The sequence below is a fragment of the Pseudomonas migulae genome (genome assembly GCF_024169315.1).
In the GTDB taxonomy this organism is placed as follows: domain Bacteria; phylum Pseudomonadota; class Gammaproteobacteria; order Pseudomonadales; family Pseudomonadaceae; genus Aquipseudomonas; species Aquipseudomonas migulae_B.
Map to the genome: position 1 here is coordinate 2,207,634 of NZ_JALJWR010000001.1, position 23,449 is coordinate 2,231,082.

Here is a 23,449-nt window from a genome sequence, read left to right on the forward strand (position 1 = left end):
CTTCACAGAAAAAATCGCGGAAATCGGGATGAAAGCATCATCGCAGGTCTGATGGCGTATTTGACCCATCGAACGCTGATGCCGGAGGAATAGGCATGACACCCGGAGGAATCGCCATGGCCGGTGACAGGCACCGCGCCCAGAATGCGCCGCCTCACCTGTCACCGCTTTTGCGAGGTTCCTCATGTACACCGCCATCGGATACGCCGCTCAATCAGCCACCACTCCCCTCGCCCCCGTGAAATTCGAACGCCGCAGCCCTCGGGCCGACGACGTAGCAATCGAAATTCTCTACTGCGGCGTCTGCCATTCCGACATCCACCAGGCCCGCAACGAGTGGGGCATTGCCGTTTACCCGCTGATGCCCGGCCACGAGATCGTAGGCAAAGTTACCGCTGTCGGTGTGAATGTCACCCGGCACAAAATCGGCGATCTGGTCGGCGTTGGCTGCATGGTCGATTCCTGCCGCAGCTGCGAAGCCTGCCAGTCGAATCTCGAGCAATATTGCCTCGAAGGTCCGACCATGACCTACGCCACCCCGGACCGCGTGGATGGCAGCAACACCATGGGCGGTTACTCCGACAGCATCGTCGTCAGCGAGCACTTTGTGGTGCGCATCCCGGAAAAACTCGCACTGGCCAGCGCGGCACCGATCCTGTGTGCCGGCATCACCACCTACTCGCCACTCAAGCACTACGGCGTCAAGGCAGGCGACAAGGTCGGGATTCTCGGCATGGGCGGCCTCGGCCACATGGGCATCAAGTTCGCCAAGGCGATGGGCGCAGAGGTGACGTTGTTCACCCGTTCAGCGAGCAAGGCCGAAGAAGCTCGTCGTCAGGGCGCGGATCATGTGATCGTGTCCACCGATGCCGAGCAGATGAAAGCGGTAGCGGGTTATTTTGACTTCCTGCTGGACACCATTCCGGTGCAGCACGACCTCAATCCCTACCTCGACACGCTGCGTTTCGACGGCGTGCACATTCTGGTCGGGCTGATCGAACCGGTCGATCCACCGGTCCACGCCGGCAAACTGGTGATGAGCCGCCGCGTGCTGGCCGGCTCGCTGATCGGCGGTATCGCCGAAACCCAGGAAGTGCTGGATTTCTGCGCCGAGCACAACATCACCTGCGACATCGAAATGCTCGACATCCGCCAGATCAATGAGGCTTACGCGCGCATGATCGCCGGTGACGTGAAATACCGCTTCGTCATCGACATGGCGACGCTGAAGGTCTAAACCTTCGCGCCAAGCTCCGCCGAAAGCCGGGCCGTGACCCCTTTGATCAGGGGAATCAGCTCGGCCATTTTTTCCAGTGGCATGTACGGCACGGTGCTGGCGATGCTGATGCCGGCAACGATGCGCTTGCTGGCGTCACGGATCGGTGCCGCCACGCAGCGGATCGACGGCTCGTTGTCTTCCAGGTCGAAGGCGTAACCACCCGCCACGTACTCGATCATGCGCTGCTGAAACTGCTCCCAGGACTGCTCCGGGTGCTGCGGCCAGAACTGATTTTTCCCACCCGCCGGCAAGCTAACTTCGTACAGCCGCTGCCATTCTTCCTGCGTGTCATCGAGCATCAGTGCCTTGCCGATCCCGGTGCGCGCCAATGGCATGCGGTGACCGACCCGCGAACGCATTTCCGGACCGTTGCGCCCCGGATTCTTGTGCAGGTACAGCACCTCGTCGCCTTCGCGAATCGCCAGGTGAATGGTGTCGCCGGTCAACGCCGACAGCTCATCCAGATACGGCCCGGCCAACGTCACCAGCGGCAGTTCCTCGCGCGCCTGGAAACCCAGTTCGATCAACTTCGGCCCCAACAGATACCCGACTTGCGGCACCACCCGCAGATAGCGCTCGTCCACCAGGCAACTGGCCAGACGATGAGTGGTGCTGCGCGTCGTGCCGATCAGCCGGGCGATTTCCTTGAGATCGCGGGCGCCACTGGCCACGGCCTGAACCACACCCAGACCGCGAAGCAGTGTCTGGGTGCCGGTCGGCGCGGCGTCCTTGGCGATTTTTGGGGCGTCTTCCTGCATATCCAGCCTTTACCGTTGAGCGAGGGAACGGGCGGCATTATGGTCGCCCGACGGCTGCGACTACAACTTGATACGCTCGACCTTGCCGACCAGCAAGATGTAGGAAAGCGCACCGATCAACGCCAGAACCGAGATGTAGGTAATCGCCGGGGCAAATGAATCACCGCTGGCGAGGAAACCGATGACGATTGGCGTGGTAATCGCCGACAGGTTGCCGATGAAATTGAACACCCCGCCGGTCAGCCCCAACAAACGTGCCGGTGCCAGCGTTGAAACCAGCGACCAGGTGATCGAGGCCAGCCCGTTACCGAAGAAGGCCAACGCGAGGAAGGCAATCACCAACGGTGTCGACTCGACGAAGTTGGCGCCGATGATCGAGGTGGAAATCAGCAAGCCGCCAATGATCGGCAATTTGCGGGCAAAACCCACTGTGTAGCCGCGACGGATCAGGAAGTCGGAGAAGAACCCGGAACACAGCACGCCGACGAACGCCGCGAGAAATGGCAGCGATGCCAACAGGCCGGACTTGATGAAGTCCATGCCGCGGTATTTCACCAGGTAGGTCGGGAACCACGTCAGGAAAAACCACAACGTCGAGTTGAGGCAGAACTGACCGAGGTAGATGCCCCAGAGCTTGCGTTTGGTCAGCACGATGCCGAGATCGGTCCAGCTGAATTTCGCCTTGGCCTTGGCCGTCTCGGCCTGGATATCCACCAAACCGCCACCTTCGCGGATCAGCTCGATTTCGGCGTCATTGGCGCCTTTGAAATCCCGTGGCTCGCGATACACCGCGTACCAGATCACCGCCCAGAGAATGCCCACCGCACCGGTGCTGACGAAGACCATGTGCCAGCCGAACTCATGCTGCAACCATGCGAGAACCGGCGTCAGGAATGCCAGGCCGACGAACTGACCGGACGTATAAAAACCGATGGCCGTGGCGCGTTCGCGTTCGGGAAACCAGGTGGTGACCACGCGGCTGTTGATCGGATACGCCGGCGCTTCCAGCGCACCGACCGCCATGCGCAAGACGAACAGCGCAATGAAGCTGGCGGCGAAGCCGAGCATCACCGTGGCGATCGACCACAGCAACAAGGCGACGCTATAAAGAATGCGCGGCGGAACGCGATCCACCAGCCAGCCGCCGGGGATTTGCATGGCGGCGTAAGTCCAGCCGAAGGCCGAGAAAATCAGCCCGACGTGAATCGGGTCGATGCCCAGTTCGCTGGTCAGCGCCGGGGCGGCGATGGACAGGTTGCTGCGGTCGAGGTAGTTGATCACTACGGTGATAAACAGCAGCACCATGATGAAAAAACGCTTGCGACTGGGCGTCACCAACGACGCCTGCCCGGTGAGGGTTTGCGGTTGCATGGGGATTGCCTCTTCTTATGTTTATTGAGGTCGATGTGAAATCGGGGGTTGCCACAAATCTCCCTGTCCATGGAGATCAAACTGTGGGAGCCAGCCTGCTGGCGATCGCGGTGGGTCAGTCACCCTGAATGCTGGATGTGCCGACCAAATCGCCAGCAGGCTGGCTCCCACAGGAGTTGCGGTGGGTCAGGGAGAACTTACCACTCGGCAAAACTGCCATCGGCATGGCGCCAGATCGGGTTGCGCCAGCGATGCCCGACCGCCGCGCGTTCGATCACGTATTCCTCGTTGATCTCGATGCCCAGGCCCGGGCCGTTCGGAATCTTCACGAAGCCTTTGTCGTAATCGAACACCCGCGGATCCTTGACGTAATCCAGCAGGTCATTGCTCTCGTTGTAGTGAATGCCCAGGCTCTGCTCCTGGATGAAGGCGTTGTAGCAAACCGCGTCCAGTTGCAGGCACGCCGCGAGGGCAATCGGACCCAGCGGGCAATGCAGCGCCAGCGCCACGTCATAGGCTTCGGCCATGTTGGCGATCTTGCGGGTTTCGGTGATGCCGCCGGCGTGCGACGCGTCCGGCTGGATGATGTCGACGTAACCTTCGCTGAGCACGCGCTTGAAATCCCAGCGCGAGAACAACCGCTCGCCAAGGGCAATCGGCGTGCTGGTCAGCGGCGCCAGTTCCTTCAGCGCTTCGTAGTTTTCGCTGAGCACCGGCTCTTCGATGAACATCAGTTTGTACGGATCGAGTTCCTTCATCAGCACCTTGGCCATGGGCTTGTGCACCCGGCCATGGAAGTCGACACCGATGCCGACATTCGGGCCGACCGCGTCACGCACCGCCGCGACGTTGGCCAGGGCCAGGTCGACTTTTTCGAAGGAGTCGAGGAATTGCAGTTCTTCGGTGCCGTTCATTTTCACCGCAGTGAAACCACGCTCTACCGCTTCTTTCGCGGCGCGAGCGGTATCCGCTGGCCGGTCGCCGCCGATCCACGAGTAAACACGGATCTTGTCCCGCACCTGACCACCGAGCAGATCGCTGACCGACACCCCCAAGGCCTTGCCCTTGATATCCCACAACGCCTGATCGATACCGGCCAGCGCACTCATGTGAATCGCCCCGCCCCGGTAGAAGCCGCCGCGGTACAGCACGGTCCAGATGTCTTCGATGTTGCGTGGGTCTTTGCCGATCAGGTAGTCGGACAATTCTTCAACGGCGGCGGCGACAGTGTGAGCGCGGCCTTCGACCACGGGCTCGCCCCAACCGGTCACGCCCTCGTCGGTCTCGACCTTGAGGAAGCACCAGCGCGGCGGAACGATGAAGGTGGTCAGTTTGGTGATTTTCATCTCTTCTCTCTCTTATTGGATGCAGCGCGCTCGGCGCCAGAAAGTCTTAACGCAGAGCGTTCCATGCAGCGACATACGCCTTGGCGTTCACGGCCACTTCTTGCGCCGTCATGCCCGGTTTGAACAACCCGGAACCGAGGCCGAAGCCTTTGACGCCGGCGTCGATAAACTCCTGCATGTTGTCCGGCGTGATCCCGCCCACCGGCGCCAGAATGGTTCCGGCCGGCAACACCGCGAGCCAGGCCTTGACGACGGCCGGGCCCATTTGCTCGGCCGGGAACATCTTCAGCACGTCCGCCCCTTCGGCCAATGCGGCGAAGGCTTCGGTCGGCGTCGCAACACCCGGCGACAGGAACAGCCCCGCCGCTTTTGCTGCGCGCAGCACTTTAGGATCGCTGTGGGGCATGACGATCACCTGCCCGCCGGCGGCTTTCACTTGCTCGACCTGCTCCGGCGTCAACACCGTGCCGGCACCGATCAGGCAATCGGCGGGCAAGGTACTGCGCAGGATGCGGATGCTTTCGTACGGCTTGGGGGAATTGAGCGGCACTTCAATGACGCGAAATCCGGCGGCATAAAGGACTTCTCCGATAGCCGCCGCCTCCTGCGGGCGCAGGCCACGCAGGATTGCGATCAGGCCGTTTTGCGCCAGGGCTTGCTTGAGCATGTCAGACCTCCAGTCAGGTTTAACGGGATGGATGTGGGGTGACGAGTCCGGCAGCGAGCGCCAGCTGCCACAACCCGTGTTCGGTGGCTTGCTCGGCCAGCGTCACGCGAGCAAAGCCGCAGGCATCGAGGGCCCGGCTGTAACGGGTGCAGAGTTGGGTGTTACCGATGAGGATGATCGACGGCAGATGAACGCTGTTGCGCCGACGCCGCTGAACAGTGGCCAGCGCCGACAGTTCATGGCCGATCAACAGGCCGGACAAGTAATCCGGTTGGGCAGTGGCGCTGAGTTCGCCGGTCAAACCGAGGCTACGGGCACTGAACAATGTCGACAACGGTCCGATCTCACCATCCGCCGACAACGCCACTTGCACACCACGATCGAAGGCTTGGCCATCGAAGGACGCGCCCTTTTGTTGAGTGCGCCCCAGAATGCTGTGCTCGCTGAGCACGGCGAAGACTTCGCCGGTCATGAAGGTATCGAAATGCACGATGCAGCCGTCGGCCACTTCCACCCATTTCGAATGACTGCCCGGCAGGCCGATCAACAGATCACCACCCGCCCCGGCCGGCAGATTCTGCAGCACGCCGAGGACCTGGGTTTCTTCGCCGCGCATCACGTTCGGCAGATGCGAACGTTGAAGCACGCCCGGCACGATGTGCACATCGACACCGCGAAGACTGCGAATGGTTTGTAGGGAAGTTCCGAGATTGGCCACGTTTGCCGGCGTATCGCGGTAGGCCGCTTCGCGCCAGCCCTGGGCGCTGCCGACCATGCCGCAGGCAATCACCGGCAAACCGGGTTGCGCGTCGAGCCAGTCGCCGCAGGCCTCATCAAAAGCAAGTTCAAAACCGTCGTTGCATTCCTGGCCTTTGATGATTCGCGGCGTCCGGGGCAGCTGCATGATCCCCGATGACAGCGAACGCTGTTCGAGCACCTGGCCACCTGCGGCGAGTTTGTAAGCACGTAATGAGGTTGTCCCCCAATCGAGCGCGATCAATTGCGCCAGCATCGCTTCACCTGTTTTGTTTATTGGCAGTGAGTGAGCTGGACTATAAACCCGGACGCGGCTAAATCTCAATATATAAATATCACTCCCATATATTGGGACGAATACAAAAAAAATCGCAGCCATCGACAGCTCCTGCATTGGGTGGCGTTCACCTGCAGGAGCTGCCGAAGGCTGCGATCTTTTAAGAGATCAATTGCCCGCGGCAAAATCCCTCAACACGGCACCATCCATCCGATACCGAACCCACTCTTCCTGCGGCTGCGCACCCAGGGATTTATAGAATTCGATAGCCGGCTTGTTCCAGTCCAGCACGCTCCACTCGAATCGCCCGCAATCATTGGCGCAGGCGATTTTCGCCAAGTGGCGCAGCAAGGTTTTCCCCGCGCCGCCGCCGCGCTGTTCCGGGGTGATGTAAAGGTCTTCGAGGTACAGGCAGTTACTGCCGAGCCAGGTGGAGTAGCTGAAGAAAAACACCGCAAAACCAATTGGCAAACCGTCCCGCAGGCAGATCAGGCCGTGAGCGGTGGCACCTTCGCTGAACAGGCTGCGCTCGATGTCGGCGACGCTGGCGATGACTTCGTGACGGGCACGTTCGTAATCGGCCAGTTCAGTGATGAACCCGAGGATTTGCGGTGCATCGCTGGGGGTCGCCGGGCGGATTTCGATCGTCATGGACGTGCCTTCGTCAAAAGTGGAAAACGCCATACTAAGTCGACACAGGACCTCTGGCGAGGGGACTTCTATGGTGAGGGGATTTATCTGTGGCGAGGGGATTTATCCCCGTTGGGTTGCGCAGCAACCCCCCTGGATCATTAGGCGTGATCTTTCAGAAAAAACGAGGTCGCTCTTATAGGGACTGCTGCGCAGTCCAACGGGGATAAATCCTCTCGCCACAGATAATCCCTTTGCCACAAAAGCTGACTCGCCATTACTCCGCCCACCACTAACCCTCGAATCGATAACCTCGGACCTAACATCCGCGCCGCGCATGATAGATAGATGACACTCACCGTTATCGGGTCAAGGAACCGCGTCATGTCCATCGCACCGCCACACGTCTCCAGCAAGCTGTTCGGCCTGTTTTGCCTCGCCAGCTATTTACTGTCGCTGTCCTACGGCTCGACGTTTTTGCTGTCGCTGTTGATCGGTTCCCGTGGCGGCAACGAACACGATGCCGGCAGCGTGATTTCGGCGGCGATGCTCAGCACGTTTGCCGCGGTGATTGTCTCCGGGCATTTGTCTGATCTGCTGGGAGCGGCGCGTTCGATTGCGCTGTTCGGCGTGCTGCTGGTAGCGGCCAGCCTGGGCTTCGCGCTGACGCCGGGCTTCGGCAATCTGCTGCTGTTTTTCGGGTTGCTGCTGGGGTTGGGCTGGGGCGTTTTCTACACGCTCGGGCCGATCATCGTCGCGAGCCTGGTGACGCCCGCTCAGCGTGCCAAATACTTTGCGCTGCTGTCGGGCAGCATGATGACCGGGATCGGCAGCGGCCCGTTGCTGGGCCGTGCGGCCAGTGCACTCGGCTATCCGGTGACGGCGGCGTTTTACCTCGCCGCGCTCGCCAGCCTGATCGGCGTTGTGCTGTTCTGGCGGCTGGACGCGCAACTGAAAAAAGCGCCCTCGCCCAGCGCCTCGGTCGCGCGCATTTCCTGGCGAGCAACGGTTCAGGTGCTGTCGTCCAGAGCCGTGTTCCCGATTCTCATGGTTGGCCTCGGCGGCTGTGTCTTCGGTGGCCTGTCGAGTTTTCAAACCAGTTACGCGGCGTCTCGCTCGCTGGATTACTCGCTGTTCTTTTTCGGCTTCATGGGCGCGGCGATCAGCAGCCGGATGTTGATTGCCGGGTTTGTGGTCAAGCGCGATCCGTTCCGCGCATCCTGCCTGTTGTCGGGGCTGATGACGGGCTCGATCGTGATGTTCGGTTTCGTGGTCGACAGCAGCGTCAGCTACGTGCTCGCCGCGATGATGTTGGGCGTCGGTTACGGGCTGACGTATTCGGTGATCAACGGCCTGGCCGCGAACGAAGCGCCGAGCGGCACCACGGCGCAAGCGTTGCTGTTGTTCAGCCTGTCGTACTTCATCGGCGTATTCGGATTTCCGTTGCTGGCCGGGAAGATCATCGTGGAACACGGGATGACACCGCTGTTGCTCACCGTGCTCTGCGTCGCGCTGCTGAACTGGCTGATCACCGTGGGCCGCTTGCTCTGGCGCCGCTTCAGGCTCAAGACACTGCAGCAGGCCTGAACCGTTCGTCGTTCATCAGGCACCAAACCAAATCGAGGGCGGACCAATATCGGGTAAGGACTCTAATTCAATGGAGACGACATCATGATCATGTCCCGATTGACCGCCCTCGCTCTCGCTACCCTGCTGTCCTCTGCTGCCTTCGCCGCCACTACCGCCTCTGGTACCGGCCCGACCGACCCGGTCGAAAAACCCAGATCCCCCGCCATCCAAAGCGCTCCCGGCATCAACACCAATGGCACTGGCGTCGACAGCAGCCTGCCGCCGTCCACGGGCACCGACCCGCGGATCCAGGGCAACGACGCGGGCCGTCAAGGTGGCATGAACATGCCCGACACCCAGACACCCGATAACGCCGGCCCCGGCGTCGGCTCGAAAACCACCACCGGTGGCTCGGGTTCCGAAGGCGGTGCCAGCCAATAAATCGCCCACGCGAGTTGCACTATCCACATCCATGAAGAGGTAACCATGAACGTTGATAAAAACCTTGAGAAAGAAGTCCTGACCCGACTGCTGCACGCCCACCCGAGTGGGCTGGGCAAGGAGGTCCTGGACAATTACCGGGGGGAGAAAGTCGTGGCCAGCGCCCTCGCCACGCTACAGGATCGGGGGCTGATCCAGCATGGCCATGTGATCTGCGACGAGACCGGCGAGCACTCGTTGAACTTGCCGATCAAGCTCAGCGCGGCCGGGGTTGAGGCAGCGCGCAAGCTGGACGTTTAAGCAAGACGAATCAGGTCGCAGTCGTGCTCGGCTGCGACCGACTGACTCTACAAGCAGCAGGAGAAATCCCATGCCTCGTGGAAGCAAAGACAAATACACCACCGAACAGAAGCGCAAGGCCGAGCACATCGAAGAGAGCTATGAGCACAAAGGTGTCTCGAAAGATGAAGCGGAGGCCCGCGCCTGGGCGACGGTGAACAAGCAGTCGGGCGGTGGTGAGCGCAGCGGTGGTTCCGGGCGCAAGAAACCGGCGAGTGCGAAAGCCGAAGACCGCAAGGAATCTTCGCGGCGAGCGGTATCCAGTCGCGAAGGTCACCCGCGTAACAGCAAGGCGTCGCGGGATGCGCAGACGGTGGACAGTTTGAGGAAGGAAGCCACGGCGAAGAAGATTCCCGGGCGTTCGGGTATGCGCAAGCAGGAATTGATCGAGGCGTTGCGCAAGGCTGGGTAAGGTCAGAACTTGCGATGAATCTGAGGGCCCCTTCGCGAGCAAGCCCGCTCCCACATTTGTTCGCATTCCTGCTGGAGTAATTCGTTCAAAATGTGGGAGCGGGCTTGCTCGCGAAAGCGCTAGATCAGGCGCCGAAACTCTCACTGATTAATGCATCAACCTCGGCAGCCCCAGGCGAAGTCGCCGGCCCCCACCGAGTCACCGCCAGTGCCGCCGCCGCATTCGCCCGCCGCGCCGCCTCCCCCGCCGACAACCCCTGCGCCAACCCGGCCACAAACACCCCGGCGTGCGCATCGCCCGCACCATTGCTGTCCACCGCCTCGACCTCGAAACCCGGCACATGCTGACGCTCGCCACCCTGGCTGATCCAGCACCCTTGCGGCCCATCGCGAACGACCATCAACACGTCGGCGGGCAAATGATCGGTCAATCGATCCAGCGCCTCGGCAATGTCCGACGCCCCGGTAAACCGCAGTGCCTCGACACTGTTGCTGGTCCAAATATCGATGCGCGGCAACAAGGCCCGCATCAACGGCGCATCCGGTGACTCCACCAACGGCCCCGGATCGAACACCACGTTAATGCCGGTCGGCAACGCCAGCAACCAATCCACCAACGCTTGCGCCTTGCCGACATGTAGCAGGCTATAGCCGCTGACGTAGACATAGTCGCCCGCCTCGGCTGGCACACTGGCCAGGTCCTCGGCTGTCACATCGCCTTCGGCACCAATGTAGGAAACGAAACTGCGCTCAGCCGAGGCGTCCGTGATCGCCACGCACAATCCGGTATCCCGTTCGGCGCTGTGAGCGATGCCGATACGAATGCCTTCAGCCTTCATCGCCTCCCGCGCCAAGTCACCAAAACGACCGGTGCCATGCCGGCCGAGGTAAACCACCGGCAAGCCATTACGCTGAGCGGCGGCCATCACATTGAAGCCACCGCCGGCTTCGAAACTGGCGGACTGCGCCAGTACATCGCCGCCGGGCTGCGGCAGTTTATCCACGGCCATGACCAGATCGATGATGACCTGGCCGGTGTGCAGCATTTTAGGCATGAGCGTTCTCGAGCGACGCAGCGCGGCGATCTTTCGCCCCGCCGAGTACAAAATAAATCCCGCCAGCCACCAGGAACGTGACGATCCAGCCCAGGCCGTTATGACCCAGCCACGAATCGGAAAGGAACCCGCGGAACCAGACGGTTTGTTCGGTGGTGCCGATGGTGGTGAAGCTGAAACCCAGCACGATCGCCACCGCCCATGCACCGAAGGCACGCCACTCGACGCCGCCGCGATACCAGTAGGCGCTGCTCGGGCTGACGTCCAGCAGGTCTTTCGGGCTGTAGTAATGACGGTGAATCAGATCAACGACGAAGATCCCGACCCACGCCGTGATCGGAACGGCCAGCAAGGAAATGAAGGTAATGAACGGGCCGTAGAAACTGTCGGCGATCAGCATGAAGTAAATCGAACCGGCGAAGATCGCCACGATGTCGACCACCACAGCGTAGACGCGCTTGACCTTGAGGCCCAGGGTCAACGTGGTCAAACCGGCGGAGTACACCGACAGGTTATTCGACAGCAGCAAGCCGCCGAACGCGGTGATCAGGTACGGCACGGCCATCCACGTCGGCAGCATGTCACGGATCGCGATGATCGGGTCAGTGGCCGACGCCAGGTCGTTGTTGCCCACCGACAGCAGGCCGCCGAGGGTGATCAGCAACACCAGCGGAATCCCCGCACCAAATGCGGCCGAGGCCACCAGGCGCGCGGCTTTGACGCTGCGATGCTGATAACGCGACATGTCGGCACCGGCGTTGGCCCAACCGATCCCGGTGCCGGCGGCCATGGTGCCGACGCCGATGATCATTGCGCTAAGCGGCGCAGGCGTGGCGTTGAACACGGCACTCCAGTCGATGGTGGCGCAGAGGAAACCGCCGACCAGAATGTTCAGCGCGCCGAATACATAGGTCGCCCACTTCTGGATGACCAGCAGCGTCGCATGACCGAGGCCGGACACCGACAGGGTCAGCAGCACGAAAATCGCGATGAAGACCAGGGTCAACAACGGCGCACTTTTGGCTTCCACCGGCGAGCCGAACAGGATCGAACACAGCGACAACAACACGAACGCAGCTGTGGTGGTGTTGACCGTTTCCCAACCCAGCCGCGACATCAATGAAACCAGCGTCGGACCGATGTTGCCGCGCACCCCGAAGATCGCCCGCGACAGCGTCAGGCTCGGTGCGCGACCACGGCGACCGGCGATGGAAATGATCCCGACCACCGCGAAGGAGCCGGCAGCGCCGAGGATCGCGACGATGATTGCCTGCCAGATCGCCAAGCCGCGAAACGCCACCAGCGTGGCGCCCAGCGGCAGGCCGAGGATGGAAATGTTGGCGGCGAACCAGACCCAGAACAGTTGCAGCGGATGACCGTTGCACTCCGCTTCCGGCACCGGTTCGATGCCACGGGTTTCCAGTTGCCCGGCACTTTGCCCGGCGTTCGATGAACTCATGTGAAATGCTCCTGTTGCCTTTGTTGTGGTTATGGGCAATGACGGAAGACGAAAACTACAGCCCGGCTGTCCTGGCCAAGTCAGTGCGATCCATTGCGGGTTAAAAATTCAAATATGCGGTGCGCCTATCGCGGGCAAGCCCGCTCCCACAGGTACAGCGTCGATCCCTGTGGGAGCGGCGGTGCGGCGATCCGACTTGCTCGCGAAGGCGTCAGCCCAGTCAACGCAAAGCCAACAGCCCTTGCACCAACGGTTCCAGCTCCAACGAATTAACGGCTTTGACCTGCTCGATCATCCCGACAGGCCAACTCTCAAGCCCCAGACAGGCCCCCAGCATGGCCCCCAGGATCGCCGCGATGGTGTCAGTGTCGCCGCCCAGGCTGGCGGCCATGCACACGGCTTCGAAGGCATTCATCTCACCGATGGCCACTTGTTGCGCCAGGGCAAACGAAACCACCACCGACTCCTGTGACGCCACCGAAGTGCCGATCACGTCGTACATCAAGTCCGCCAGCAACGCCTTGTCACTGTCGACGCTGATCGTCCGCGCCCAACTGATGCGCGAGGCAATGCGCCCGCCCGCGACCCAGTGGCCGTGGCTTTCAGCTTGCTGAGCGATTTGCTGGCCGAGGTTCAATGCCTCACCCAGGTCCATGCCGTTGATGCCGGCCGACACCACTGCCGCCACCGCCGCCGCGCTGGAAATGCCCAGCGTTGTGTTGTGAGTGACCTGGCAGGCCTGCACCACGGCGTTGATGAAACGCTCGGGATCGCTGACATCCGCCGAAATCCCGACCGGCGTGATACGCATCGCTGCGCCGTTGGTGGTGCCGTAGCGCCCCGCTTCTTCGGGCGACTGGCCGGCGAGAATCATCTCGATCGCCCGTTTGGTCGACGGACCGAGCAAATCCTGCGAGTCCTTGGCCTGCATCGCGGCTTCCCATTCGATCAGCCGCTGGGCTAGCACCGAAGGTTCGATCTTGCCTTCGCCGTCGATCAACAACTGGCCGACCAGAATCGCCTGTTCGGTGTCGTCGGTGATCGAGCCCTTGGGCATGTTTGCAGCGATGGGTTGATCGGGACCGGCGTCTTGCAGATCGGTGATTTCACCGAAACGCGCCTTGATTTCAGCGCGGCTCAGGGATTGCGTCGGCATGCCCAGCGCATCGCCCAGGGCAAGTCCGTAAAACGCACCCAGGGCACGATTGAGCGCGGTCATTGCGGGTTTCCAAATTGCAGGTGCAAGCGAAAGTGCACGGGATCGAGCAGGCTTTCGACTTGCTCCATGAAACGGTTTTGCCGGTCGTAGGTGGTGCGCAAGGCCTTGAGGAAAACCGTGCCGACCGGGCGACCGAGCAGCTCGGCGTCTTCGGCGCTCAAGGGTTCGGCGCCGATCCATTGATCGCCGCGCTCGCCGATGTAGCCGTAGGCGGCCAGGGTGATGGTCAGGGAATTGTCGATCAGGCCCACGCGCGGCAGGCTTTCCAGGCCTCCGGTGGCGGGCATCAATGAGCGTTCGAGGGAAACCAGTTTGCCGTCAGTGGAACGGCGACGGCGGTCGAGGGTGATGAACTGGTCGGTGCCGAAACGCGACAGCAGGTCAGGCCGGGTTACCGCCTCCAGCCGCAGCACTTCGGTATTGATCAGCGCCCCGCTGTCGGCCAGGGCCTGCGCCCAGCCGCTGCGCTGATCGAGCACCACACCGTCGAACGTGACGATGGAGCCGACACCGCTTTGCGTCGCGATGTAGTTGCGCCGTTTCAGTTCGGCCAGGGCTTCACGCAGCGTACCTCGGCTGACTTTGAATTCTTGAGCCAACTGATGCTCCCCGGGCAACAGAAAGCCGTCCTCCATGAGGCCGCTTTCGATGCGCCGGATGAGCTCGTCGACCACCCGTTGTTTCTTGTCAAATCGTACCTGTCTAATCATGTACAAATTGATAACCGAAACGAGTTGTAACAGGCAAGAAATATTTAGGGGAGGTGACGGGAGGATGTGGAGTTCTTGATAACAAGGTGAATCATATACACCGCCATCGCGGGCAAGCCACGCTCCCACAGGTTATGCAAAACCCTGTGGGAGCGGGCTTGCCCGCGAAGACGTCAGCCCAAACCGCACAAATCTCAGCGTTGTTTGAGGCGGTCGATAACCACGGCCAACAACAGGATCGAACCGCGAATCACATACTGATAAAACGTATCGATGTTCTTCAGGTTCATCGCGTTCTCGATGATCGCCAGAATCAGCACCCCGGCAATCACATGCCGAATCATGCCGATCCCGCCGCTCAGCGACACCCCGCCGAGCACGCACGCCGAGATCACCGTCAGTTCGAAACCCTGGCCGATCATCGGCTGCCCCGAAGTCATCCGCGAAGCCAGGATCACCCCGGCCAATGCCCCGATCACGCCATGCACGGCGAAGATGATGATCTTGGTCCGGTCAACGTTGACCCCGGCCAGCAACGCCGCTTCCTGGTTGCCACCGATGGCCATGGTGTTGCGCCCGTAGGTGGTGTAGTTCAGCAGCCAGCCGAAAAACAGGAAGCAGACAATGGTGATCAGAATCGGCACCGGCACGCCGAACAACTGGCCGTTACCGAAGACGAAGAACGACTCTTGCGACACGCCCACCGCTTTGCCATTGGCAAAAATGTAAGCCAGGCCACGAACGATCTGCATGGTCGCCAGCGTGGTGATCAACGCATTGACCCGCAACTTGGCGATCACGATTCCATTGATCAGCCCGACAATCAGCCCCATGAACAGCGCCGCAGCGACACCGAGGAACACACTGTCGGTGTCGCGCATCACCACCGCCGCGACCACACCGGCGCAGGCAATCACCGAGCCCACCGACAAGTCGAAGTGCCCCGACGCCAGGCAATACAGCATGGTGCACGCGGCAATGCCGGTGGTGGAAATCGCCAAGCCCAGGCCGCGCATGTTCAGCGGCGACAGGAAGTTATCGATCAGTAACGTGCACGCCACAAAGATCCCGACCGCGGCGAGCAGCATCACCCAGTCATCGAGAAAGCGTCGCAGGTCCAAAGGTTTGCGCTGTGTAGGCAGAGCGTTGTTTTGGGTTGTCATCATAGTCACCTCTCAGTTCGCCACGCCGTCAGCGCGTTGGCGCGGCAAAGCCAGTTGCAGCAGGTTGGATTCGTTGGCCTCGTCACGGGACAGTTCGCCGCGCATCGCGCCTTCGCAGAGCACCAGGATGCGGTCGGAAATGCCCATGACTTCCATCAGGTCGCTGGACACCACGATCACCGCGATGCCGCTTTCCGCGAGGTTGTGGATGATCTGGTAGATCTCGGCTTTTGCGCCGATATCGATGCCGCGAGTCGGTTCGTCGAGCAGCAGGATTTTCATCGGCATCGACAGCCAGCGACCGAGAATCGCCTTCTGCTGATTGCCGCCGGACAGGTACATGATTTTCTGCGCAGCGCTGGGTGTCTTCACTTTCAGCGCCTTGATCTGCTTGTCGGCGTTGCCCTTCTCCCACAGGCTGCGCAACAGGCAACCGAAGGTGGAGTGGGCACCGCGTGCGCTGATGTTGATGTTCTCAGCGACGCTGGTGAGCGGCATGATGCCCTCCTTCTTGCGGTCTTCAGGGCACAGCAGAATCCCTGCGGCAATGGCATCCCGGGGTGAGCGCAATTTCAGTTCATGACCGCGCAATTCCAGGCGCCCGGCGGTGTTGCGCTCAAGGCCGCTGAGCATGCGAAACAGCTCGGTACGGCCAGCGCCGACCAGGCCGAACAGCCCCAGAATTTCGCCCTTGTGCGCGTCGAAGCTCACCGGCTCACGCAAGCCCGGCCCGAGCAGACCGTCGACCCTCAACGCCACCGCGCCACGTTTGCGCGGGCGGTAATCGTAGATGTCCTGAATGTCGCGACCGACCATGCACGTGACCAGTTGATCGTGGTTCAACTCGCTCATGTCCTCGAACGTGCGCACGTAACGGCCGTCCTTGAACACCGTCACCGCATTGCAGATGCGGAACACTTCTTCCATGCGATGGGAGACGTAGAGCACCACTTTGCCCTCGTCGCGCAGGCGTCCGATGATCGTCATCAAGCGATCGATCTCCCGCGCCGAGAGGCTGCTGGTCGGCTCGTCGAATGCGATCACATGCGCGCCACGGGACAACGCCTTGGCGATTTCCACCAGTTGCCGTTGCCCCAGGGACAGGCGCCCGACTTTCTCTTGCGGATCGATCTCATCGGCCAGGCCTTTGAGGCAGGCCAACGCTTGCTGACGCAATGCGCCGCGATTGATCAGGCCGAAACTGGCGGGCAGATGACCGAGGAACAGGTTTTCCGCCACGGTCATTTCCGGGACCAGGTGCAGCTCCTGATGGATCACCGCCACCTTGTTGCCGATGCTGTCGGCGGTGGATTTGAAGACCATCGTTCGCTCGCCGATCTGCAGGTCACCGCTGCTCGGCGTGTAGGCACCGCCGAGGATTTTCAGCAGCGTCGATTTGCCGGCACCGTTCTCGCCCATCAAGGCGTGAACCTGGCCCGGATGGGCGACGAAGCTGATGCCGTCCAGCGCCTTCACCCCGGGAAAGGTCTTGCCGATCCCGTTGAAGCGCAGGCTGCCGCCGGCGCTGTCGTGTTGTGTCAGTACTTGCGCGTGCATAACCCACCTCATGAACAGATCAGGCAGCCCCGTCGCCGGGGCCGCCGATGAAATCAACCGCGCCTCAGTTCCAAAGGCCGATCTTTTCCAGTTCCTGCTTGAAGTTGTCGCGCGTGATCAGGGTCACGTCGTCCATGGCGGTGTATTTCGGCGGTTCCTTGCCGGTGGTGACCCACTCGTACATCATCGCCGCTGTGTTGTAGCCCTCGATGTGCGGGCTCGGCAGCATCGAACCGAAGAAGCCGCTGTTGGGTTTTTTCAGTTCGCCAATGGCATCGGTGCCGTTGATGCCGATGCCGATCACGTTGGCCGCGGCAAAACCGGCGCTCTCGGTGGCGCGCACGCCGCCCAGTACGGTGTTGTCGTTCATGCCGCCGATGATCAGGTTTTTCGCCGCGCCCGGCAGTTTCACCAGCGCCGAGTTGGTGGCGTCCATGCTGCCCGGCACGTCGAGGGTTTTCAGCGCCGAGAACAGAATGTGGTCTTTCGGCATGCCGGCCTCTTCCAGCGCTTTTACCGAGCCGTCGGTGCGCTTCTTGCCGGTGTCGAGTTCGTTGTAGGTGTTGATGACCGCGTAGGTGTCTTTCCAGTCCCAGCCGCGTTTTTTCGCTTCGGTGGCCATCGCCGCGCCCTGCTTCTGGCCGACTTCAAAAGCGGCCATGCCCAGGTACGGAACGTCTTCCATGAACTTGCCGCTGGCATCGACAAAGCGGTCATCCACGGCAATCACTTTCAAACCGTTGAGCTTGGCTTTGGCCATGATCGCCGGGCCGAGGGACACGTCCGGTGGGCAGATCACGAAACCCTTGGCGCCGTTGGCCGCCAGGCTGTCGATGGCGGAAAGGGTCTTCTCGCCGTCCGGCACGGCGATCTTGATGACTTTGAAGCCTTTGTCTTTGCCGGCCTTTTCGGCAAAGGCCCATTCGGTCTGGAACCAGGGCTCTTCCGCCTGCTTGACCAGAAAACCGATCTTCACTTCCTCGGCCGCCAGCAGCGTACTGCTCAGACTGACCGCAGTGACCGCCAAAGCGGCACAGCACAGGGAACGGATCCCACGACGACGATTCATAAGCTGACTCCTTGTTATTTTTTTTGAGCGTTATTTGGAAAGCCGGTACAGCAAATAGTCATATCGTATGATGATTGGATTTCAGACGGAGTTCCGCACCTGAAATACGTTTTGCCTAATCGTGATACATCACCGAACGACCACCATCGATGGTGATGCACGATGCGTTGATAAACGGCGCTTCGTCGCTGGCCAGGAACACGGCAGTCATCGCCACTTCGATCGGCTGCCCGATACGCCGCGGTGGATGCAGATCGAAAGCCCGCTGGCGTTCGGCGTGCGGGTCGGCAAAACCGTTCCAGTAATCGACGTTCAGTTGGGTTTCGATGTAGCCCGGCGCGATGGCGTTGACGCGAATGCCTTTCGGCGCATATTCGATGCCCAGCGCGCGGGTCAGGCCCAGCAGACCGTGCTTGGCCACCGGGTACGGAAAGCAACCCGGAATGATGTGAGTGGAATGGGTCGAGGCGATGTTGATGATGCTGCCGACGCCCTGCTCGATCATCTGCGGCAGCACCGCTTTACAGCCAAACCAGGCGCCGTCGAGGTCGATGGCGAAGCAGCGACGCCAGTCTTCTTCGGTCATTTCCAGCGGATCGCGGAATACATTGACCCCCGCGCAGTTGACCAGCACGTCGATGCGGCCATGCAGGTCGACTGCCAGTCTGGCCATGGCGTGCAGGTCTTGCTGGTTGGATACGTCGGCCTTGATCGCCTGAACGTCGAAACCTTTATCACGCCAATGCACCGCGACTTTTTCGACTTTCTCTCCCTGGATATCACTGATGATCAGCCTGGCCTGCTGGCAGGCGAAAGTCGCAACAATCGCTTCGCCGATGCCCTGGGCGGCGCCGGTCAGCAGCACGACCTTGTTCTTCAGGCGCTCACCCTTCGGTGGCTCGGGCACCGGTGGCAGGGAAAGAGATTCAGCCATGAGCCGGAACTCCATTTAGCGCACACGACAAAAACCGGGCATCTGTCGATGTCCGGCCAAAAAACTGTTTGGAAAATCGCTGCATCACTTCACCTGTTTTGTTTTTTTAAGTGTGAGTGCGTGTAACTGATGGAGCCGACTATAAACCCGACCGCCAAATAATCTCAATATATAATTTTACATCCCATATTTTGGGATTTATCCGATAAACCTCGTACAGGTTTTTCCGGGCACATCGACCTGAAGCGATAACACCGCCCCGTCCAGAGGATGGTTGAGCGGGCTCGCGGCACTGGTGATGTAGAGGGTTTTCAGGTCCGGACCGCCGAACACACAACTGGTGGGGCGGCTGACCGGGAGTTCGATCACGCGATCGACCTGACCATCCGGCGTCAACCTGAGCAGGCAACGGCCGTCCCAGCGTGCGTTCCACAGGTAACCCTCGGCATCCATCGCCGAGCCGTCAGGGCCGCCACGCTCATGGGGGCCGAACCAGACTTGCGCGGGATCGAGGCCGCCATCGGTGCGGATGAAATGCTGGTAGAGCGTGCCATCCAGGCTGTCGGCAAAATAAAGCGTGGTGGCGTCGTCACTCCACAGCATCGTGTTGGGAATGCCCAATCCGCGAAGCAGCGGCGTGACCCGGGCATCGCGGTCGATACGAAACAAACCGCCGGAACGCCGCACGATGGGCAGGTCTTCAGCGTTTTCGCCGATGTTGTTCTGCATGGTGCCGAGCCAGAGCCGGCCTTGTGCATCGCAACGGGCTTCGTTGGCGCGATTGCCGGGTTGCGGGTCGGCGACGCAGAACAAGGTCAGGTGTGGTTCAAGCCCCGGAGAATCGAGATCGAGCCGGTACACGCCGCTGCTCAACGTCACCAGCGCATCGCCGCTTTCGCAGGGAATGAACGCTGACACGTGCTCGGGCATCTGCCAGATCTGCACGTTGGCGCCGATCAGGCGCAGCGCCTGTTTGCCGGCGATATCCACCCAGTACAGGGCCTGCGTCGGCGCATCCCAGAACGGGCCTTCGCCGAGGTGCGCCCGGTGCTGGGTAACTGCGGTCCACTCCATGAAACCTCCTTCCTGTTGCTTTTATGTGGGAGCGAGCCTGCTCGCGATTGCGATCTTGCAGCCGACTTTTTACTGAATGTTAAGCCGTCTTCGCGAGCAAGCCCGCTCCCACAGTGTTTTGTGTTTTTAGCCGGCCTTTTTGTCGGCCATGACTTTTGGGTAGAAGCGTTTGATGGCCAGGTCGGCGTTGTCGATGAGCGTCATGCAGGCCCACACACCACGCGCCGCATCGCGGGCGGCGATGGCATCGGCCATGTCTTTGTGAATCGGTAACGTGCGGCGCAGCTCGTCCGGGTCGGCGGCGGAGACTTCGAAAGACACCGCCAGCAGCGCGCCGAGGGCCGGGACCATTTGTTCGATGAATTGATTGTGGCTGGCCGCCAGAATGCACTCGTGGAAGAACTGGTCGGCGCGGTTGTAATCGATGCCGCTGTCCACCGCGCGCTCCAGCGCGTTATAGGCCTGAAGCACCGCTTGCACCTGCTCGACGGTCGCCCGCTCGCAGGCCCAGCGCACGGCCATCGGTTCGATGGTGCGGCGCAGGTCGAGCAGGTCGTCGACGAAATTTTCCGGCAAGCCGCTGCGGGAAAGCCAACCGACGACTTGCGGATCGAAGAGGTTCCAGCGCCGCACCGGCAACACCCGCGTGCCCACCTTGGGCCCGACTTCGAGCATACCTTTGGCGACCAGGGTTTTGATGGCTTCGCGGATGACCGTGCGACTGACACCGAGCTGCTCGCCCAGATCGGCTTCAACCTTGAGGGTCTCCCCCGGTTTCACCTGGCCGGTGGCAATCCAGCAACCCAGCCAGTCGACCGTCGATGCGTGAAAACTGCTGGACATGGGCACCTCAAAGCCGTTCGCGATGGATGCCCACGCTAATCATCATACGATTGGGTGTCAATTTGATTTTTCGAAGGACCGCACAAAACCAAATGTGGGAGCGGGCTTGCTCGCGAAGGCAGTGTGCCAGTCAACATCTGTGCTGAATGACACACCGCTTTCGCGAGCAAGCCCGCTCCCACATTTTGATTGGGTTACGGCTCCAGGCCGATGGGGAAGAAGATGCCGCCGCTCCATACGCCCAGCCAGCGCTGCCCATCGATCTCGCGGGTCACCGCCAGTTCCACCAATTGGTAAAACACATTGCGATGGATCAGCGCTTCAAGGTTGGTGCGCACATTCACATACGGCGCAGGCTCTTGTGTCACCGGATCAATCACCACGCGAATCGCATGTTCGGCGCCCGCCTCGGCGGTTTCATCGACGTTGGTGATGAAGCGCAAGACCTGGGCTTCACCCTCGCCTTCCACATCCACGGCAATGGCCACAAACGGCGCATCGTCGACCTTGATGCCGACTTTCTCGACCGGAGTAATGAGGAAATAATCATCGCCGTCGCGGCGAATGATGGTGGAGAACAGTTTGACCATCGGCTTGCGCCCGATCGGCGTGCCCAGGTAATACCAGGTGCCGTCGCGGGCGATGCGCATGTCGATGTCGCCGCAGAAGTCGGGGCTCCACAAGTGGACCGGTGGCAAGCCTTTGGTCTTGGGGATCTGCCCCAACAGGTCGTTGGCTTTTTGCGGGCCACTCATGGCGTTCTCCTCGAAATTACTGGTCGCTGAGCCCCAGCAGGCTACGCGCGTATTGCTCCAGCGGCGGGCCCATCAGGTCTTCTGGCTTTTTGTCGTGGAACGTCAGTAAACCGCCACGACTCTTGATGCGTGCAGTATCGATCAAATACTGGGTGCTGGTCTCGATCAACATGATCTGAATCACGCCGGTGTCGATACCGAGGCGATCCACGGCTTCCTGATCGAGCCATTCGTCCGAGTTGCCGATGCGGTCATCAGACTTGGCGAAACGGGTATAGAGCAGGTAATGCGCACCGGCCGCACGGGCTTCGCCCATGGCCTGGTCGAGGCCTTCGGGCGCACGCGCACGGCGGACCATCGGAAAGTATTCGATAAAGCCGTCGAACGCGACTTCGGCGATCACGTTAGGTCGCGGATAAACCGCGCTGCCCGGCGGAGCAAAGGCGCCCTGGGCGATATAGACGAACGAGTCCGGCTGAATGCGCAGGTTGTTCACCCGGCGGCTATCGCTGTGGTCGAGCAGACCCGCGTCGCTCATGTGGTAGCGAGTCCCTTCAGCCAGATCGCTGACATTCATGCAGCCACCAAGCGCCAAAACGGCCAGCAGCAAAACCAGGCTACGCATCCTACCCTCCAGAGGCCGGTGACGGAAAACCGGCGAATGGCCATTGGATGCAGCTTCCGCGCCAGCTCATGCTCATCGTCGCCCTGCAGATAGCTTTCGCGGGCAAGCCTCGCTCCTACAGGTTGTACGCGATCCCTGTAGGAGCGAGGCTTGCCCGCGAAGAAGCCCGATCAGCCGCCGATAATCTTCATGACAGTCGCACCACCGGAAAACGCCACTTCCTGCTTGTCACCCAAGGCTTTCACCAGGAGGCGCTGCAAGGCCGGCAACGCCTGATGGCGCGGTTTGTCCAGCAGATCACCGACATAGTGACGATTGCTCGACGACAGACAGCCATGCAACCAGCCCGTCGACGACAACCGCAGTCGCGAGCAGGTACGACAGAAAGGCACGCTTTCGTTGGCGATCACACCGAAGTAACCCTGACCTGGAATTTCATAACGCACCGCCGTCGCGTCAACGGGTGCATCGGCCTGAAGGTATTCATAGCGATCACCGATCAGGCTCAGCAGCTGCTGAAGGCTGACGAACTGTTGCAGAAAGGCGTTGTTGTCACTGGCCAGGTGGCCCATGCGCATCAGCTCGATGAAGCGCAGCTCGTAGCCACGCTCAAGGCAGTAATCGAGCAGTGGCATCACCTGATCGAGGTTCTGCCCGCGCAACGGCACCATGTTGACCTTGATCTTCATGCCGGCAGCGCTGGCCTGGTCCATGCCGTCGAGCACCGTCGCCAGATCACCGCCACGGGCAATGCTGCGGAATGCACTTGCATCCAGGGTATCGAGGGAAACGTTGATGCGCCGGATGCCGGCGTCGACCAGCAGAGGCAGCTTTTTCGCCAGCAGTTGACCATTGGTGGTCAGGCTGATGTCTTGCAGGCCCATCTGTCCGACGGCGGTCATGAAGGCTTCGAGTTTGGGGCTGACCAGCGGCTCACCACCAGTGATGCGCAGCCGCTCGATCCCCGCCGCTTCGATCAGGTAGGCAACGCCGCGCGCCATGGCGTCGGCCGACAGTTCATCCTGCGCAGCGACCAGCCGCTTGCCGTTGGGCACGCAGTAGGTACACGCGTAATTGCAGGCTGAGGTCAGGCTGATTCGCAGATTGCGGAAACGCCTGCCTTGACGGTCAACGATCATGGT

At 60.9% G+C, this 23,449-nt stretch carries 24 protein-coding genes; 5 read left to right on the forward strand and 19 right to left on the reverse strand.

All coding sequences use genetic code 11. The features are described 5' to 3' along the window. Positions 1-184 precede the first annotated feature (184 nt). Positions 185-1,237, forward strand: coding sequence for an NAD(P)-dependent alcohol dehydrogenase (locus tag J2Y86_RS10070; protein WP_253430417.1), 1,053 nt, complete (start codon positions 185-187; stop codon positions 1,235-1,237). Here J2Y86_RS10070 and J2Y86_RS10075 read toward each other — a convergent pair. The 6 genes from J2Y86_RS10075 to J2Y86_RS10100 all read right to left on the reverse strand — a co-directional run bounded on the left by J2Y86_RS10075 (position 1,234) and on the right by J2Y86_RS10100 (position 7,105). Further along, entirely contained in the window at positions 1,234-2,037 is an 804-nt protein-coding gene (locus tag J2Y86_RS10075) for an IclR family transcriptional regulator (protein ID WP_223480819.1), read from the reverse strand. The genes J2Y86_RS10070 and J2Y86_RS10075 overlap by 4 nt on opposite strands. Positions 2,038-2,097: 60 nt before the next feature. Continuing rightward, positions 2,098-3,408, reverse strand: a complete 1,311-nt coding sequence (locus J2Y86_RS10080; RefSeq protein WP_253430420.1) for an MFS transporter — start codon at positions 3,406-3,408, stop codon at positions 2,098-2,100. Positions 3,409-3,605: 197 nt separating this feature from the next. Continuing rightward, positions 3,606-4,754: a galactonate dehydratase gene (dgoD, locus tag J2Y86_RS10085; RefSeq protein ID WP_008152275.1), complete on the reverse strand. Its 1,149-nt coding sequence runs from the start codon at positions 4,752-4,754 to the stop codon at positions 3,606-3,608. A gap of 46 nt (positions 4,755-4,800) precedes the next feature. Next, positions 4,801-5,421: a 2-dehydro-3-deoxy-6-phosphogalactonate aldolase gene (locus J2Y86_RS10090; protein WP_253430423.1), complete on the reverse strand. Its 621-nt coding sequence runs from the start codon at positions 5,419-5,421 to the stop codon at positions 4,801-4,803. Positions 5,422-5,440: 19 nt separating this feature from the next. Continuing rightward, positions 5,441-6,433: a 2-dehydro-3-deoxygalactonokinase gene (locus J2Y86_RS10095; RefSeq protein ID WP_253430426.1), complete on the reverse strand. Its 993-nt coding sequence runs from the start codon at positions 6,431-6,433 to the stop codon at positions 5,441-5,443. A gap of 189 nt (positions 6,434-6,622) precedes the next feature. After that, entirely contained in the window at positions 6,623-7,105 is a 483-nt protein-coding gene (locus J2Y86_RS10100) for a GNAT family N-acetyltransferase (RefSeq protein ID WP_031319060.1), read from the reverse strand. Between the two features lie 363 nt (positions 7,106-7,468). On the opposite strand from J2Y86_RS10100, the gene J2Y86_RS10105 reads away from it, so the two are divergent. From J2Y86_RS10105 to J2Y86_RS10120, 4 genes are all read left to right on the forward strand, one after another. Further along, positions 7,469-8,671: an MFS transporter gene (locus J2Y86_RS10105; RefSeq protein WP_253430429.1), complete on the forward strand. Its 1,203-nt coding sequence runs from the start codon at positions 7,469-7,471 to the stop codon at positions 8,669-8,671. Between the two features lie 84 nt (positions 8,672-8,755). After that, positions 8,756-9,094: a hypothetical protein gene (locus J2Y86_RS10110; protein WP_253430433.1), complete on the forward strand. Its 339-nt coding sequence runs from the start codon at positions 8,756-8,758 to the stop codon at positions 9,092-9,094. A gap of 45 nt (positions 9,095-9,139) precedes the next feature. Further along, positions 9,140-9,394 (forward strand): hypothetical protein, encoded by a 255-nt coding sequence (locus tag J2Y86_RS10115; RefSeq protein ID WP_253430436.1) that lies wholly within the window; start codon positions 9,140-9,142, stop codon positions 9,392-9,394. A 70-nt stretch (positions 9,395-9,464) separates the two neighbouring features. After that, the gene (locus J2Y86_RS10120; RefSeq protein WP_253430439.1) at positions 9,465-9,845 is read left to right on the forward strand and encodes a Rho termination factor N-terminal domain-containing protein; all 381 of its coding nucleotides are present in this window, start codon (positions 9,465-9,467) and stop codon (positions 9,843-9,845) included. 124 nt (positions 9,846-9,969) lie between these two features. Here the strand turns inward: J2Y86_RS10120 and J2Y86_RS10125 are convergent, their stop codons facing one another. The 13 genes from J2Y86_RS10125 to J2Y86_RS10185 form a co-directional block, all read right to left on the reverse strand. Further along, entirely contained in the window at positions 9,970-10,899 is a 930-nt protein-coding gene (locus tag J2Y86_RS10125) for a PfkB family carbohydrate kinase (protein WP_253430442.1), read from the reverse strand. Next, positions 10,892-12,358, reverse strand: a complete 1,467-nt coding sequence (locus J2Y86_RS10130) for a purine-cytosine permease family protein (RefSeq protein WP_253430445.1) — start codon at positions 12,356-12,358, stop codon at positions 10,892-10,894. Before J2Y86_RS10130 ends, J2Y86_RS10125 begins: the two co-directional genes overlap by 8 nt. 220 nt (positions 12,359-12,578) lie before the next feature. After that, complete coding sequence (locus J2Y86_RS10135; protein ID WP_253430448.1) at positions 12,579-13,577, reverse strand: ADP-ribosylglycohydrolase family protein; 999 nt, start codon at positions 13,575-13,577, stop codon at positions 12,579-12,581. Continuing rightward, positions 13,574-14,287, reverse strand: coding sequence for a GntR family transcriptional regulator (locus tag J2Y86_RS10140; protein WP_253430452.1), 714 nt, complete (start codon positions 14,285-14,287; stop codon positions 13,574-13,576). Before J2Y86_RS10140 ends, J2Y86_RS10135 begins: the two co-directional genes overlap by 4 nt. A 194-nt stretch (positions 14,288-14,481) precedes the next feature. Next, entirely contained in the window at positions 14,482-15,450 is a 969-nt protein-coding gene (araH, locus tag J2Y86_RS10145; RefSeq protein WP_253440204.1) for an L-arabinose ABC transporter permease AraH, read from the reverse strand. Between the two features lie 12 nt (positions 15,451-15,462). Continuing rightward, a complete protein-coding gene (araG, locus tag J2Y86_RS10150) occupies positions 15,463-17,007 on the reverse strand; it encodes an L-arabinose ABC transporter ATP-binding protein AraG (RefSeq protein WP_253430455.1) in 1,545 nt (514 codons plus the stop codon). Between the two features lie 64 nt (positions 17,008-17,071). Next, the gene (locus J2Y86_RS10155; protein WP_253430458.1) at positions 17,072-18,076 is read right to left on the reverse strand and encodes a substrate-binding domain-containing protein; all 1,005 of its coding nucleotides are present in this window, start codon (positions 18,074-18,076) and stop codon (positions 17,072-17,074) included. Positions 18,077-18,191: 115 nt separating this feature from the next. Beyond that, positions 18,192-19,010, reverse strand: a complete 819-nt coding sequence (locus J2Y86_RS10160; RefSeq protein WP_253430461.1) for an SDR family oxidoreductase — start codon at positions 19,008-19,010, stop codon at positions 18,192-18,194. Positions 19,011-19,208: 198 nt separating this feature from the next. Next, the gene (locus J2Y86_RS10165; protein ID WP_253430464.1) at positions 19,209-20,084 is read right to left on the reverse strand and encodes an SMP-30/gluconolactonase/LRE family protein; all 876 of its coding nucleotides are present in this window, start codon (positions 20,082-20,084) and stop codon (positions 19,209-19,211) included. Between the two features lie 126 nt (positions 20,085-20,210). Further along, positions 20,211-20,927 (reverse strand): FadR/GntR family transcriptional regulator, encoded by a 717-nt coding sequence (locus J2Y86_RS10170; protein ID WP_017340101.1) that lies wholly within the window; start codon positions 20,925-20,927, stop codon positions 20,211-20,213. Between the two features lie 194 nt (positions 20,928-21,121). Next, on the reverse strand, positions 21,122-21,682 hold the full coding sequence (locus tag J2Y86_RS10175) for a DUF1285 domain-containing protein (protein WP_253430468.1): 561 nt from the start codon (positions 21,680-21,682) through the stop codon (positions 21,122-21,124). Between the two features lie 16 nt (positions 21,683-21,698). Further along, positions 21,699-22,307, reverse strand: a complete 609-nt coding sequence (locus J2Y86_RS10180; protein WP_214377640.1) for a DUF4823 domain-containing protein — start codon at positions 22,305-22,307, stop codon at positions 21,699-21,701. 170 nt (positions 22,308-22,477) lie between these two features. Then, a complete protein-coding gene (locus tag J2Y86_RS10185) occupies positions 22,478-23,446 on the reverse strand; it encodes a GTP 3',8-cyclase MoaA (protein WP_253430471.1) in 969 nt (322 codons plus the stop codon). Between the last annotated feature and the right edge of the window lie 3 nt (positions 23,447-23,449).

What these genes read in the sequence shown, in the direction of transcription:
- J2Y86_RS10070 (WP_253430417.1), top strand. Translation starts at nt 185, where the DNA reads ATGTACACCGCCATCGGATACGCCGCTCAATCAGCCACCACTCCCCTC.
- J2Y86_RS10075 (WP_223480819.1), bottom strand. Translation starts at nt 2,037, where the DNA reads ATGCAGGAAGACGCCCCAAAAATCGCCAAGGACGCCGCGCCGACCGGC.
- J2Y86_RS10080 (WP_253430420.1), bottom strand. Translation starts at nt 3,408, where the DNA reads ATGCAACCGCAAACCCTCACCGGGCAGGCGTCGTTGGTGACGCCCAGT.
- dgoD (WP_008152275.1), bottom strand. Translation starts at nt 4,754, where the DNA reads ATGAAAATCACCAAACTGACCACCTTCATCGTTCCGCCGCGCTGGTGC.
- J2Y86_RS10090 (WP_253430423.1), bottom strand. Translation starts at nt 5,421, where the DNA reads ATGCTCAAGCAAGCCCTGGCGCAAAACGGCCTGATCGCAATCCTGCGT.
- J2Y86_RS10095 (WP_253430426.1), bottom strand. Translation starts at nt 6,433, where the DNA reads ATGCTGGCGCAATTGATCGCGCTCGATTGGGGGACAACCTCATTACGT.
- J2Y86_RS10100 (WP_031319060.1), bottom strand. Translation starts at nt 7,105, where the DNA reads ATGACGATCGAAATCCGCCCGGCGACCCCCAGCGATGCACCGCAAATC.
- J2Y86_RS10105 (WP_253430429.1), top strand. Translation starts at nt 7,469, where the DNA reads ATGTCCATCGCACCGCCACACGTCTCCAGCAAGCTGTTCGGCCTGTTT.
- J2Y86_RS10110 (WP_253430433.1), top strand. Translation starts at nt 8,756, where the DNA reads ATGATCATGTCCCGATTGACCGCCCTCGCTCTCGCTACCCTGCTGTCC.
- J2Y86_RS10115 (WP_253430436.1), top strand. Translation starts at nt 9,140, where the DNA reads ATGAACGTTGATAAAAACCTTGAGAAAGAAGTCCTGACCCGACTGCTG.
- J2Y86_RS10120 (WP_253430439.1), top strand. Translation starts at nt 9,465, where the DNA reads ATGCCTCGTGGAAGCAAAGACAAATACACCACCGAACAGAAGCGCAAG.
- J2Y86_RS10125 (WP_253430442.1), bottom strand. Translation starts at nt 10,899, where the DNA reads ATGCCTAAAATGCTGCACACCGGCCAGGTCATCATCGATCTGGTCATG.
- J2Y86_RS10130 (WP_253430445.1), bottom strand. Translation starts at nt 12,358, where the DNA reads ATGAGTTCATCGAACGCCGGGCAAAGTGCCGGGCAACTGGAAACCCGT.
- J2Y86_RS10135 (WP_253430448.1), bottom strand. Translation starts at nt 13,577, where the DNA reads ATGACCGCGCTCAATCGTGCCCTGGGTGCGTTTTACGGACTTGCCCTG.
- J2Y86_RS10140 (WP_253430452.1), bottom strand. Translation starts at nt 14,287, where the DNA reads ATGATTAGACAGGTACGATTTGACAAGAAACAACGGGTGGTCGACGAG.
- araH (WP_253440204.1), bottom strand. Translation starts at nt 15,450, where the DNA reads ATGACAACCCAAAACAACGCTCTGCCTACACAGCGCAAACCTTTGGAC.
- araG (WP_253430455.1), bottom strand. Translation starts at nt 17,007, where the DNA reads ATGCACGCGCAAGTACTGACACAACACGACAGCGCCGGCGGCAGCCTG.
- J2Y86_RS10155 (WP_253430458.1), bottom strand. Translation starts at nt 18,076, where the DNA reads ATGAATCGTCGTCGTGGGATCCGTTCCCTGTGCTGTGCCGCTTTGGCG.
- J2Y86_RS10160 (WP_253430461.1), bottom strand. Translation starts at nt 19,010, where the DNA reads ATGGCTGAATCTCTTTCCCTGCCACCGGTGCCCGAGCCACCGAAGGGT.
- J2Y86_RS10165 (WP_253430464.1), bottom strand. Translation starts at nt 20,084, where the DNA reads ATGGAGTGGACCGCAGTTACCCAGCACCGGGCGCACCTCGGCGAAGGC.
- J2Y86_RS10170 (WP_017340101.1), bottom strand. Translation starts at nt 20,927, where the DNA reads ATGTCCAGCAGTTTTCACGCATCGACGGTCGACTGGCTGGGTTGCTGG.
- J2Y86_RS10175 (WP_253430468.1), bottom strand. Translation starts at nt 21,682, where the DNA reads ATGAGTGGCCCGCAAAAAGCCAACGACCTGTTGGGGCAGATCCCCAAG.
- J2Y86_RS10180 (WP_214377640.1), bottom strand. Translation starts at nt 22,307, where the DNA reads ATGCGTAGCCTGGTTTTGCTGCTGGCCGTTTTGGCGCTTGGTGGCTGC.
- J2Y86_RS10185 (WP_253430471.1), bottom strand. Translation starts at nt 23,446, where the DNA reads ATGATCGTTGACCGTCAAGGCAGGCGTTTCCGCAATCTGCGAATCAGC.